Annotated in this window: 12 protein-coding genes; 7 read left to right on the top strand and 5 right to left on the bottom strand. The window is 48.5% G+C overall.

From position 1 onward, the window contains the following. The first annotated feature begins 180 nt into the window (after nt 1–180). On the top strand, nt 181–498 hold the full coding sequence (clpS, locus tag CCY32_RS01855; protein ID WP_088328781.1) for an ATP-dependent Clp protease adapter ClpS: 318 nt from the start codon (nt 181–183) through the stop codon (nt 496–498). A gap of 31 nt (nt 499–529) precedes the next feature. Further along, on the top strand, nt 530–2,794 hold the full coding sequence (clpA, locus tag CCY32_RS01850; protein WP_088328779.1) for an ATP-dependent Clp protease ATP-binding subunit ClpA: 2,265 nt from the start codon (nt 530–532) through the stop codon (nt 2,792–2,794). Between the two features lie 78 nt (nt 2,795–2,872). On the opposite strand, the gene infA is transcribed toward clpA, so the two are convergent. The 5 genes from infA to CCY32_RS01825 form a co-directional block, all read right to left on the bottom strand. Further along, a complete protein-coding gene (gene infA, locus CCY32_RS01845) occupies nt 2,873–3,091 on the bottom strand; it encodes a translation initiation factor IF-1 (protein WP_062479992.1) in 219 nt (72 codons plus the stop codon). A gap of 251 nt (nt 3,092–3,342) precedes the next feature. Continuing rightward, nucleotides 3,343–4,020: an arginyltransferase gene (locus tag CCY32_RS01840; protein WP_088328777.1), complete on the bottom strand. Its 678-nt coding sequence runs from the start codon at nt 4,018–4,020 to the stop codon at nt 3,343–3,345. Further along, nucleotides 4,017–4,733 carry a leucyl/phenylalanyl-tRNA--protein transferase gene (gene aat / locus CCY32_RS01835; RefSeq protein ID WP_088328775.1) on the bottom strand — a complete coding sequence of 239 codons (717 nt, stop codon included), beginning with the start codon at nt 4,731–4,733 and terminating at the stop codon, nt 4,017–4,019. The genes CCY32_RS01840 and aat overlap by 4 nt, the downstream gene beginning before the upstream one ends. A gap of 42 nt (nt 4,734–4,775) precedes the next feature. Continuing rightward, complete coding sequence (gene trxB, locus CCY32_RS01830) at nt 4,776–5,729, bottom strand: thioredoxin-disulfide reductase (RefSeq protein ID WP_088328773.1); 954 nt, start codon at nt 5,727–5,729, stop codon at nt 4,776–4,778. 66 nt (nt 5,730–5,795) lie between these two features. Continuing rightward, on the bottom strand, nt 5,796–7,262 hold the full coding sequence (locus CCY32_RS01825; protein ID WP_088328771.1) for a RimK family protein: 1,467 nt from the start codon (nt 7,260–7,262) through the stop codon (nt 5,796–5,798). 183 nt (nt 7,263–7,445) lie between these two features. Between CCY32_RS01825 and rimI the strand changes: the two genes are divergently transcribed. From rimI to CCY32_RS01800, 5 genes are all read left to right on the top strand, one after another. Next, nucleotides 7,446–8,555, top strand: coding sequence for a ribosomal protein S18-alanine N-acetyltransferase (gene rimI, locus CCY32_RS01820; protein WP_088328769.1), 1,110 nt, complete (start codon nt 7,446–7,448; stop codon nt 8,553–8,555). Nucleotides 8,556–8,726: 171 nt separating this feature from the next. Next, nucleotides 8,727–9,173, top strand: coding sequence for a terminus macrodomain insulation protein YfbV (gene yfbV, locus CCY32_RS01815; RefSeq protein ID WP_088328767.1), 447 nt, complete (start codon nt 8,727–8,729; stop codon nt 9,171–9,173). 105 nt (nt 9,174–9,278) lie between these two features. After that, nucleotides 9,279–11,321: a S9 family peptidase gene (locus CCY32_RS01810; protein ID WP_088328765.1), complete on the top strand. Its 2,043-nt coding sequence runs from the start codon at nt 9,279–9,281 to the stop codon at nt 11,319–11,321. A gap of 81 nt (nt 11,322–11,402) precedes the next feature. Then, nucleotides 11,403–12,452: a CNNM domain-containing protein gene (locus CCY32_RS01805; RefSeq protein WP_088328763.1), complete on the top strand. Its 1,050-nt coding sequence runs from the start codon at nt 11,403–11,405 to the stop codon at nt 12,450–12,452. After that, entirely contained in the window at nt 12,452–13,390 is a 939-nt protein-coding gene (locus CCY32_RS01800) for a glutaminase (RefSeq protein WP_088328761.1), read from the top strand. Before CCY32_RS01805 ends, CCY32_RS01800 begins: the two co-directional genes overlap by 1 nt. The last annotated feature ends 6 nt before the right edge of the window (nt 13,391–13,396 follow it).

Here is a 13,396-nt window from a genome sequence, read left to right as displayed (position 1 = left end):
TTGAACTGTCCTGATTTAGCCCCCACAATGGTAGTGTAAGGCTAAAAGCATCCGCCAAATGCCGGGTGCACTCAAAAATGTAGATTTTTTAACCTGTTTATGTCAAGGCCAATTTCTACATTTCATTAAAAAATAACAAATCCACTGATTGATTTGACGAACAACGGCTATTATTTCTGTATGGGTAAAGACAGCAGCATCATCAGTCATGATAAGCAGCTAGAAGCGGTAAAGAAAAAGCTTCAGCCACCACCTATGTATAAGGTTATGCTCAATAATGACGATTACACGCCAATGGATTTTGTAGTCGAAGTATTGATGCGTTTTTTTAATATGAGTGCCGAAAAGGCCAACCAGTTAATGTTAACCGTGCATTATGAGGGCAAAGCCATCTGTGGTGTCTACACTGCGGAGGTGGCAGAGACCAAAGTGATGCAGGTTAATCAGTTCTCCAGAAAGCACCAACATCCATTGATGTGCTTTATGGAACAGGCGTGAAGACGCATCGTCAGTAGTAAGAGGGTCGGATATGTTGAATAAAGACTTGGAGCAGACATTAAATCAGGCATTTGTATTTGCCAGAGAGCACCGTCATGAGTTTATGACGGTAGAACATCTGCTGCTAGCGCTGCTGGATAATATCTCAGCGCGTGACGCACTCAGAGCCTGTGGTGCAAATATCGACTCTTTGAAAGCCGAGCTTACCGATTTTGTAAAAGATACCACGCCATTAATTCTTGACGGGCCGGAATCTGACCGGGAAACACAGCCCACTCTCGGTTTTCAGCGCGTACTGCAAAGAGCGGTGTTCCATGTGCAGTCATCTGGTAAAGATGAGGTCTCCGGGGCGAATGTGTTGGTGGCTATTTTCAGTGAGCAGGAATCCCAGGCGGTATATATTCTTAAAAAAGCCGATGTAACCCGCCTTGATGTGGTCAATTATATTTCCCATGGTGTGACTAAATCAGAAGACGAGAGTGCACCGCATACGGATCGCGAGGAAGAAGCCCAGGAAACCGAGGAAGGCAGCACTACGCTGGAGAAGTACGCCAGCAATCTCAATCTGATGGTGAAAGAAGGTAAAGTAGACCCGCTGATCGGTCGTAACCTGGAACTGGAACGGACCATTCAGATCCTGTGCCGTCGTCGTAAGAATAACCCTCTGTTGGTGGGAGAGGCCGGCGTGGGTAAAACCGCTATCGCGGAGGGGTTGGCGTACCGCATTGTCAACGAAGAAGTCCCCGAAGTGATTTCTAAAGCCACCGTGTATTCACTGGATCTGGGAGGGTTGCTGGCCGGTACCAAATATCGTGGTGATTTTGAAAAACGGTTGAAGTCTATTCTGAAAGATTTAGAAAAAGACGAACATGCTATCCTGTTTATCGACGAAATCCATACCATCATTGGTGCCGGAGCAGCATCCGGAGGCGTTATGGATGCGTCGAATTTGCTTAAGCCCAAGCTTTCTAGCGGAGAGTTGCGCTGTATTGGCTCCACCACCTATCAGGAATATCAGGGTATTTTTGAAAAAGATCGTGCACTGGCACGCCGATTCCAGAAGATTGACGTGAATGAGCCGAGCGTTGAGGACACCACAAAAATTTTGATGGGATTGAAGTCACGCTATGAAAAACATCACGGTGTCCGTTTTACTCAAAAGGCCGTAAAGGCCGCAGCGGAGTTGTCGGCCAAATACATTAATGAGCGCCATTTACCTGACAAAGCGATTGATGTGATGGACGAAGCGGGTGCCAGTCAGCGCTTGTTGCCCGTGTCAAAACGCAAAAAAACCATTGGTGTCGGTGAAATTGAGCATATTATTGCGAAAATGGCCCGTATCCCGGAAAAGTCTGTGTCAGCCTCTGATAAAGAAGTGCTGAAGAGCCTGGACCGGGATCTTAAGATGGTTGTATTTGGTCAGGACAATGCAATAAGCACACTGACGGATGCCATTCGACTCTCCCGTTCGGGGCTGGGTAATGAAACCAAACCGATTGGTAGCTTCTTGTTTGCGGGGCCGACCGGCGTGGGCAAAACAGAAGTCACTCAGCAATTGGCTAAGATAATGGGGGTGGAGCTGCAGCGTTTCGACATGTCAGAATACATGGAACGCCACGCGGTCAGCCGTTTAATTGGCGCGCCTCCGGGGTATGTGGGATTCGATCAGGGCGGCTTGCTGACAGATGCGGTGATCAAACACCCTTATTCGGTGGTCTTGCTGGATGAGATTGAAAAAGCTCACAGTGATATTTACAACATTCTCTTGCAGGTGATGGATCACGGCACGCTCACCGATAATAATGGGCGTAAGGTCGACTTCCGAAATGTGGTGCTGGTGATGACCACCAATGCGGGGGTTCAGGAAACGATACGTAAGTCTATTGGCTTTAAGCAACAAGATCACAGCCATGATGCGATGGACGAAATCAACCGGGTGTTCAGTCCGGAGTTCAGAAATCGCCTTGACGGCATTATCTGGTTTAATCACCTTGAGCCGGAAGTGATCTTGCAGGTTGTTGATAAGTTTATTGTCGAGTTGCAAGTGCAACTGGATGCAAAGGGCGTTTCGCTGGAAGTGTCTACGGCGGCCCGGGCATGGTTGGCCGAGCAGGGCTATGATAAAACCATGGGAGCCAGACCGATGGCACGCCTGATTCAGGAGCAGATCAAAAAAGAGCTGGCTAACCAGTTGTTATTCGGTGAGCTTCTGGCCGGTGGCAGTGTCAAAATTGATCTGGTGGATGATAAGTTGCACTTTGACTATGCCACTGATGACAATGAAGTAGAGGCTTAGCGGCACGGCTTTATGCAAGACTAATAAAAAAGCCCAACGTTGTTGGGCTTTTTTAATTATCTGAGAATAATTTGAAGACTAACGGGCACGATAAACGATGCGGCCCTTGGTAAGGTCATAGGGTGTCAGTTCCACCGTGACTTTGTCACCGGTGAGAATTCGGATGTAGTTTTTACGCATTTTACCGGAGATATGTGCGGTAACCACATGACCATTTTCCAACTCAACACGAAACATGGTATTTGGAAGCGTGTCCAAAACCGTGCCTTCCATTTCAATACAGTCTTCTTTCGCCATCTAAAATTATTACCTTTTTAAAAATTCAGTCTCATCTGAAACAAGCAATCCCGCTCGCCAGATTGTCATTTATATACTTTTTCCTCAGAGAACATGTGGTACTGGACCCGTGCTGAGCGCTATCCCTGCGAAGTATTTCACTGTGCGAATTATAGAGTGCTAACAGCTTAACATAAAATGCCGCGCAGATTTTGCCCAATAACCGACCCAGTGTAAAGCTAAAGCCGCTATTTTTACCTGTTATCAGAAAATCACAGCCATTTATTGCCAATAAAGCGTTGGTTAGGTTGAAAACGGGCCTTGTAATTCATTTTATTACATTCGTCTATTTGATAACCCAGATATAAATGCGGTTTTTGCAACTCTTTAGCCAAAGCGATTTGTTGGAGTATGGCAAAGGTTCCTAAAGAACGTTTTTGCAGGGCGCTGTCGAAAAACGTATACAGCGCCGATAGTCCGTCACCGATGGTATCGGTGATGGCCACGGCCACCAGTCGATCCTTCAGCCGAATGTCCATGAAGCGGGTATCAGCCCAGTAGCTATTAATAAAATGTCGGTATTGCTCCACACTTGGTGGAAACATGCTGCCTTGAGAGTGGCGCTCATGAATATAGGCTTCAAACAAGGGATAGTAGTCATCCTGACTTTGTGTTTGTAGCGTGACAGTCAGATCGTGATTCCTGCTGAGGATGCGACGTTGATTGCGACTGGGTTCGAACTCAGACACCAGTACCCGCAGAGATTGACAGGCATTGCAGGCAGGGCAGTGAGGACGATACAGGGCATCTCCACTGCGGCGAAAGCCGTTCTGAAGTAAGCGGGTGTAAGTGTCATTGCTAATAGGCTCGTCATTCAGGTGCAGCAATACCTGTTCTTGCCTATCAGATAGGTAACTGCACGGAAAAGCCTGAGTAACAGCGAATCTCATGGCTGAAGCTGCGTTGTAAGGGGCGTAGCATGCCAGACAGCGGCATCGGTGTGCTGTTTACAGGCTGCGCGCAGACGCGGTAAAAAAACTTCTCTTGATATGGCTCGGCAACCGAGGCTGTTCAGGTGGGGGTTGGGTAGCTGACAGTCGATAAAGTCGAACTGATGACGCTTCAGCCACATGACCAGGTAATAAAACGCCAGTTTGGATGTATTGCTGCGCAAATGAAACATCGACTCACCACAAAAAACCCGGCCGGCGCTGACGCCATAGAGCCCTCCCACCAGCGAGTCCTGTTGCCAGACCTCTATGGAGTGGGCATAGCCGCGTTGATGCAAGTGAATGTAGGCGTCCACCATGGCCGTGGTGATCCAGGTGCCATTATCTGACCTCGGCACCTTGGCACAACACTGAATAACCTGTTCAAAGTCGTGATTGAGTGTCACCCGATACGCTCCGCTGCGGGCCAGCTTTCGCAGACTCCTATGGCAGATAAAGTCATCCAGCTCCAGAATGCCGCGTGTAGAGGGGGACCACCAAAGAACGGGTTCACCTTCCGTAAACCAGGGAAATATCCCATTACGGTATGCAAGCAGTAAGCGTTCAACAGACAGGTCGCCGCCAAAAGCGAGCAATCCATCGGGATCGCTGAGCGCGTATTCAGGAGAGGGGAATTGAAGTTCCTGATTGAGTTTGGGCAGAGACAGAGTCATAGGCGGGTGGAGCAGACCGCGGTGCGGTCTGCTCGATTGGTGTTACTCCAGACCGTCCAGATATTTTTCTGCATCCAGTGCAGCCATACAGCCGGTTCCGGCCGAAGTAATGGCCTGACGATAGACATGGTCACAGACATCCCCGGCAGCGAAAACGCCCTCAACGCTGGTGGATGTTGCGCCACCATCCAGGCCACTCTTGATTTTGATGTAGCCATCCTTCATGTCTAACTGACCTTCAAACATATCGGTGTTGGGCTTGTGTCCGATGGCAATGAATACCCCCATGACCTCCAGCTCTTCAGTACCATCATTTTGCGTGTCGCGGATACGGATTTTATTAACGCCCATATCGTCACCCAGCACTTCATCCAATGTCTTGTTCAGGTGCAAGACGACATTGCCATTCTTTGCTTTTTCCATCAGACGATCGGCAAGAATCTTTTCGCTGCGGAAACTGTCGCGGCGGTGAATTACATGGACTTCTGAGGCGATGTTGGATAAATACAGCGCTTCTTCAACAGCGGTATTACCGCCACCGATAACGGCGACTTTCTGATTGCGATAGAAAAAACCATCACAGGTCGCACAGGCAGACACACCTTTACCCATAAAGGCCTGCTCACTCTCCAGCCCTAAATACTTTGCCGATGCGCCGGTGGAAATGATCAATGCGTCACAGGTATAGGCTCCACTGTCACCTTTTAAGGTGAAAGGGCGCTTTGAAAAATCCACCTCATTAATGTGGTCAAAGAGGATCTCTGTATCGAAGCGTTCAGCATGTTTTTGCATCCTGACCATCAGATCAGGACCCTGCAGCCCCTCAGCATCACCAGGCCAATTCTCGACATCTGTGGTAGTGGTTAACTGTCCACCCTGTTGCATCCCGGTAATCAGTACCGGGTTCAGGTTCGCCCGTGCGGCATAGACCGCAGCGGTATAGCCGGCAGGGCCAGAGCCCAAAATCATCAGACGGCTATGTCTTGATTCAGCCATAATTTCTCCAATTCATTAAAAGTTCACGTCGTGCTCGCCTGCTTTGCTTAAAGCCGGCGAGATGGTTTATTGTAACTCCATCCGGCGCAGGAATTCTGCCATAACTTCCTGATACAGTGCTTGACCCAGGAATTTATCTTCAACTCCAGAGTCAATGCTGGGATTATCATTAACTTCAATCACCGCCACTTTTCCTTCGGCCGTTTGTTTGATATCAACCCCATAAAAACCATTGCCAATCAGCTTGCAAGCGCGCAATGCTGCATCCAATACCTTGGGAGGAACCTCATAAGTGGGCATGGTTTCAAACCCACCTGTGGCAACATTGGTTGCATCATCATGACGGTATATTTGCCAATGACCTTTAACCATAAAGTAACGGCAGGCATACAACGGCTTATTATTCAGCACACCGATTCGCCAGTCATAGTCGGTATATAGGAACTCCTGCGCCAAAACCAAGGCAGAGGTGCGAGTTAATTGTTTCATTGCATCCACCAGTTCATCCATATTCGTGGCTTTGAACATGCCACGGGAGAATGCGCCATCGGGAATTTTCAGTACTATGGGCAGCCCCAAATACTCAATGGCGTGCTCTAAACTGGGTTTGTCTGTATTACTCAGCAGCAGTGTCTTGGGCGTCGGCACTTTATTTGTGCGCAGCAAATCCGCCAGATACACCTTATTGGTACAGCGTAATATCGACGTCGGATCATCGATTACCACCATTCCTTCGGCTTCTGCCTTTTTAGCAAACCGATAGGTATGATGATCGATGGAGGTGGTCTCGCGAATAAAAAGACCGTCGTATTCTGCCAGTCGAACATAGTCTTTCTTGCCAATGGGTTCGAGGTTAATCCCCAGCTTGTCAGCGGCTTTGACAAAACTATTCAGCGCCTTTTTATCGCTGGGAGGCATCGCCTCTGCTGCATCACATAGCATGGCGACATCATAGCGATAATGTTTTCGTGCTTTCGGTTTTCGCCAGAGCCTGTTGCTAAATCGCTCAAGGGTATTGGCTAAAAATTCCTGTTCCGCCTCATTTTCAATATCCTGCAAAGACAGAGGCTGGATTTTTTCTAAAGACCAATGACGGTTTTTGCTCAGCGTCACTTCCAGTATGGGGGCCGGAAAGCGATCAAATACAGCCTTGGCCAGATCTGCGCAATCCTTATGCGGTGTTTCACCAAGAAAGACTCTGATTGTCAGCGTGTCATGCTCATCTTCTGCTTTTAGCTTGTGCAATGACTTGGCAATATCCTCTAAGCGCAGGCTGTAGAGCTTCTTGCGACGCAAGTCATTAATGGTGCTGATGTCTGGAATAACTTTGTGGCCACGGGCTTCGGCCAATAATGAACAGTAATATCCACGGCCCAGTGCACGTTTGTTGCGACACAGGTTGAGAATGCGTACCGTACGTTCATTTGTCCCATCTGTTTTAGCCAGATATTGCTCGAACGATATCACTTCCCGACTGGGGAAGTAGGGGCCCCAGTCATCCAGGTCGTCAACCACCACATAGTATCCGGACATAGTTTTCCTTAAAAAAAGACTGAATCTGACTGTTCAGTGTAGATGATATCAATCAGCGCTAAAGTACAGGAAAATATCCATTTTAATAATGGAATAAATCGATTAGAAAAATCTTTTTTGATATGTTGTTTTTTTCTACATACGCAATACACTGCATTGCTTAATTAACGCAGGCTACCTTCTTTGAATCGCTTTCATTTACGCTGTGCTGTTGCTGCAGACATACCCGCCTTAGTGGCGCTAGAAAAACACAGTTTCAGTACCGATAAGATATCCAGACGCAGCTTCAGCTACTTTATCCGCAAAGGGCATTGCAGCCTTATCCTTGCCATGCAAGGAGAGGTGCTTGCTGGCTATGCGCTGGTGCTGTATCGCAAGGGAACGCAACTGGCCAGGCTTTATTCAATCGCCGTAGCAGATGATTGCCGTGGACAGGGTGTTGCCAATACTCTGCTTAAAGATGTACAGCGACGAGCAGCAGAACAATTGTGCCTGTTTATGCGCCTGGAAGTCAGGACTGACAATGAGGCTGCTATCGGTCTGTATCGTAAGCTGGGTTACCACAGAATAGGCGTCGTGAAGGGATACTATGAAGATGGCAGCGACGCATTGCAGATGGAAAAAAGTCTTGGCACCGCTCCGCGCAATACGCATCCTACCAAGCGCTATCAGCAAACCCTGGATTTCACGTGTGGACCGGCGAGCCTGATGATGGCAATGCACAAAATCGACAAAGCCTACTGCATGACAGCACAGGAAGAAATTCAGATATGGCGTGAAGCCACGACAATCTATATGACGTCGGGACACGGTGGTTGCAGTGGTCTGGGGTTGGCGCTGAGTGCCTGGCGTCGAGGCTATAAGGTGGATTTATTTGTCAGCCAGACCAGTGTGCCCTTTTTGAATTCGGTGCGCGATCCACAGAAAAAAGAGGTTATGCAACGGGTACATGAACACTTTCTCAGTGAAGCCGAGCACACGGACATTACCCAGCATTATTCACCTTTAACCTTGGCACAATTGGACCACTATCTGTCTCAGGGAGCCGTGTTGGTAAGCCTGATTAGTGTCTGGCGATTAACCCGGAACAAGGCGCCACACTGGGTGCTGGTTTCAGCCGCCGATTCTCAATGTGTTTCCGTTACAGACCCTGAGATGGATCATGAACCCTGGCAAACGGAACTGGATTTTATCGACGTGCCAGTGAGCAGAGAAGAGTTTATTAAAATGGCTTTGTTTGGTCGAGAAAGGCTCACCAGCACGCTGGTATTACAACCTCGCGAGCAAAGCTAAAGGGGATTGACACAACATATGCTGTGGTTAAATCACGAGTGAAAACTGAGCCTTAGCCTGAAACAGGCTTTTTTTTAACCGTCGTGGTCTGGATAGCTGATACACTTATAATTTAGAGGGCGCTAAAGGTTTCGGTTCTGGGCGTCCGCAGCGTTATGACGAGAGGCAAATATGGCGCAGTCAATTCCAACTTTATTCAAAGATGGTCAGGCCTATATGCAAACATGGCCAATGAAGAAAGAACTTTATGGTCTGTTTCCTGAGTGCCGTGTGATTGCCGCTACACGTTTTAGTATTCGCTACATGCCGGCGATGGCAATTTTGGTAGCCTTTGCGCATGTGATGACCTTAGGACACGGTGCCTTACCGCAGGCACTTGCTCTGGCGGCTTTTTTTATCAGTCTGCCAATGCAGGGCTTACTGTGGCTGGGGCATCGCTCTAATCAACAACTACCACCTGCCATGGCCCACTGGTACCGTGAAATCCACCAAAAGATGCGCCAACAGGGATGTAATTTACAGCAAGCCAAAGCGCGCCCGCGCTACAAAGAGTTAGCTCATCTGCTTGGAACCGCATTTAAAGAACTGGATAAAGTCTTTACCCGCCAATGGTTCTGACTAAAGGCCATACTGCTCAGTACCTGATTTTCTGCGACAAAGCCCGGGTGACAAGTTAGTACAGGGATGCAACACTAGCTTCACGACCAAAAAACGGAAAAAACAATGAAATTAATCACAGCTTTAGGTGCTTCAGCTCTGGTTATGGCATGTTGTGCTGTGTCGGCACAAGAGCATCAGATACTGAAATCAGCTGACGTCTTCGATCTAGAATATGCTGCTGACCTGAACATCACCGATGCAGGTGACGCGGTGTATTTTGTTCGCCACTATATGGATATTCACAGTGACAAAAAGCTGGGTAATATCTGGAAAGTCACTGCACAGGGAGAACTCACCCCTGTTACCACCGGTAAACACCAACAATTTGGACTGGCGTTGTCTCCGGATAACCATCGGCTGGCGTATATCTCTACCGAATCGGGACAACCTCAGATACATATGCGATGGTTACAAACCGGCGCCAGTGGACAGATGACAAACCTTACCTCATCTCCCTCAAGACTGACCTGGTCTGCTGATGGGAAGTATCTGGCCTTTCAGATGTTTGTCCCTGAAAAAACCACACCGCCAGTCTCATTGCCTGGTAAGCCTGAGGGAGCAGAGTGGGCAGAACCGGCTGTTTACATCGACGACCTGTACTATCGATTCGATGGTGGCGGTTATACGACGCCAGGCTACACGCAGATTTTTGTGTTAAGTGCCGATGGCGGCACACCGCGTCAGCTTACTTTTGATGAGTTTAATCATAATGGTGCAATGAGCTGGAGTCAGGATGGCAGTGCATTGTATTTCTCTGCGAACCGTAATGAAAATTTCCGTTTGGAGCCCGTAAACAGCGATATTTATCGTCTGGACATGGCAACCGGAGAGATACATGCCATGACTGACAGAAATGGTCCCGATGATCAGCCGTCTCTGTCGCCTGATGGAAAATACCTTGCCTATCTGGGTTACGATGATAAAGGCACTAACTATGAGAACGCGCAACTTTATGTGCGTGATTTGTCATCCGGGAACACCCGCACGTTGACTGCGGATCTGGATCGTCGCATCGACAGTATCCATTGGGATGCAAAGGGCCGCGGGTTGTATATTCAATATGATGATCAGGGCAAAACGCACATAGCATTCCAGCCACTTAAAGGTGAACGCCGTCAGATCACTGATAAGTTAGGTGGTCAGTCCTACGGCCGCCCTTATACCAGCAGCGAATTCGATGTTGCGGAAAACGGTGTGCTCACCTATGCCTATTCCTCCCCCGACAGGCCCGCGGATGTGGGTATGCATAAAGCCGGTAAGGATTCTCGACTGACCCATCTTAACGACGATGCATTGGGTCATAAAACCTTGGCAGAGATTGAGGAGTTCTGGTTCAAGTCTTCTGCAGATGGGCGTGATATTCAGGGATGGATAGCTTATCCACCAGGATTTGATAAAGAGCAGACCTATCCAATGATACTGGAAATTCATGGGGGGCCGGTGACAGCCTATGGGCCTCATTTTGCCTCTGAAATCCAGTTATATGCGGCGTCTGGTTATGTGGTGGTGTACATCAATCCACGGGGCAGCTCCAGCTATGGTAAGGAGTTTGCGCAGACCATTCATCTGAATTATCCGAGCCAGGACTACGATGATCTCATGTCGGCGGTCGATAAGGTGATTGAACGCGGTTTTATTGACGAACAACAACTCTATGTGACGGGAGGCTCCGGTGGCGGCGTGCTGACGGCCTGGATAGTTGGGCACACGGATCGCTTTCGGGCAGCCGTAGTGGCAAAACCCGTGATCAATTGGTACAGCTTCGTGCTTACCTCGGATTTGTATCCGTATTTTTATAAATACTGGTTTGGCGCAAAACCCTGGGAAGATCTTGAGGGGTATATGCAGCGCTCACCAATCAGTTATGTGGGCAATGTCACAACACCAACGATGTTGTTAACCGGGGAAGCGGATTATCGGACTCCCATTTCGGAATCTGAACAATATTATCAGGCGCTTAAACTGGAGGGGGTTGAGACGGCAATGGTAAGAATTCCTGATGCCCCACATGGAATCTATAAGCGCCCCAGTAATCTGATGAGTAAGGTTGAGTACATTTTATGGTGGTTCAGGCAGCATCAACCTGAAAACAGCGACAAGCCCTAATCCATGATGGCCTTTGCCAAGGAATTTTGATACAAAACAGGCTCCCAATCAGGAGCCTGTTTTTTTAAGGATACCGGCATTATGATTTTGCTTTTAGTCTATGTGTTTGTTGCGCTGGGCTTTTCGTTTTTATGTTCTGTAGCCGAGGCGGTGATCCTGAGTGTGTCATCTGCCTATATTTCTGTTCAGGAAGAGCAGGGCAAGCCAAGCGGTGCACTGCTGCGCCAGCAAACCAGCGATATCAACCGCCCGTTATCCGCTATCCTTACCTTAAACACGTTCGCTCATACCTTTGGTGCGGCAGGAGCCGGTGCACAGGCAGCGGTTGTGTTTGGGAATGCCTACCTGGGCCTCGCCTCGGCAGTATTGACCCTGTTGATATTGATTTTGTCAGAGATCATTCCTAAAACACTGGGAGCCACGTATTGGCGCCAATTGGCCCCTGCAACGGCATATTTCCTCAAATATCTGATCGTGGTTTTGTATCCTTTCGTGAAAATGTCAGATTGGCTAACCCGGCATTTTACCGATGATAATCCGTTAAAGGGACTCAACCGGGCAGAATTGTTGGCAATGGCAGAACTGTCTAAAGACGAAGGGCAATTGGCCATGCGCGAGGCACATATTCTGCAAAATCTGCTCAATCTGCATCAATTGACTATCAGAGAAGCCATGACACACCGCACCGTGGTGTTTTCTGTTCCCGAGTCGATGAACGTAGAGACGTTTTTTCACAAGCACGACAACACGTCGTTTTCCCGTATTCCGGTGTACGAAGATGAGCCGGAGAAAGTATCGGGTTTTGTTCTGAAAACCGATTTATTGCTCGCTCAGGCCAGAGGCAATGGCAAACGTGAACTCAAAGAGTACCGCAAAGAGATGGTGACCATGCTCAGTAGCATGCCGTTGGTACGCACCTTTGACTATTTCCTCGATAATCGCGCACACATGCTATTGGTGGTAGATGAATACGGGGGATTAGAAGGCATTCTGACCCTGGAAGATTTGCTCGAAGCCATGCTGGGCATGGAAATCGTTGATGAGAAAGACAAAAACATCAGTATGAAGAAACTGGCACATTTGATGAGCCGGCGTCGGGAATCAGAAATGATGATTCATAAGGACGACTAATGGACTGGACGGTAAAGCATGAGTTTGACATCCCGACTTTCGTACAGCAACTGGTAGAGGAGGCGCGAGCGCTTCCGGCAACCGGCAAGGTCGCTGACTATATTCCTGCTTTGGCCAACGTAAAACCAGAACAGGTGGGGTTGGCGTTAGCCACTATTGATGGAAAACTTTACAGTGCAGGGGATGCTCAGACGGGTTTTTCGATTCAAAGTATTTCAAAGATTCTGGGACTGGTGATGGCCATGAACCGGGTTGGCGATAGTCTCTGGCAACGGGTACATATGGAGCCCTCAGGTCTGCCCTTTAATTCCATTGTTCAACTTGAATACGAGCACGGTATTCCGCGTAATCCCTTCATTAATGCCGGTGCTATTTTGATTGCCGATGTGCTGGTGAAGCATTATTCGGCCAGTCGCCAGGCGTTTATCAGCTTTATTCGTCAATTGGCCGGCTGTGAACAGATATTTGTTGATGAGGGTGTGTTTCAATCGGAAAAGCAACATGGCAGTCGCAATGCTGCCATGGCATATCTGATGAAAAGTTTTGGAAATATTGAGGCTGACGTAGAAAGGGTACTGGAGCATTATTTCTACCAATGTTCGGTAACCCTGAGTTGTCAGCAACTGGCCACAAGCCTCACATTTCTGGCTAACCGAGGTGTTCATCCCCAGACCAACGGGATGATCTGTTCACGCCGTGACGCACACCGTGTCAATGCCATTTTGTCTACCAGCGGCATGTACGATCAGTCTGGTGAGTTTGCCTTTACCGTTGGTTTACCTGCAAAAAGCGGGGTAGGCGGGGGGATTGTTGCGATTGTACCGGGGTATGGCGTTATCTGTGCCTGGAGCCCGCGGCTTAACCATTTTGGTAACTCTTGTCTGGGGATGCACATGATTACCAGGCTGGCCGAACAATTAGGCCTGTCAGTGTATTAGTCGGGC

The sequence above is a fragment of the Lacimicrobium sp. SS2-24 genome (assembly GCF_002201535.1).
Taxonomy (GTDB): domain Bacteria; phylum Pseudomonadota; class Gammaproteobacteria; order Enterobacterales; family Alteromonadaceae; genus Lacimicrobium.
The sequence above is the reverse complement of the archived record's forward strand: the minus strand, read 5'-3'. Positions and strand labels throughout refer to the sequence as shown.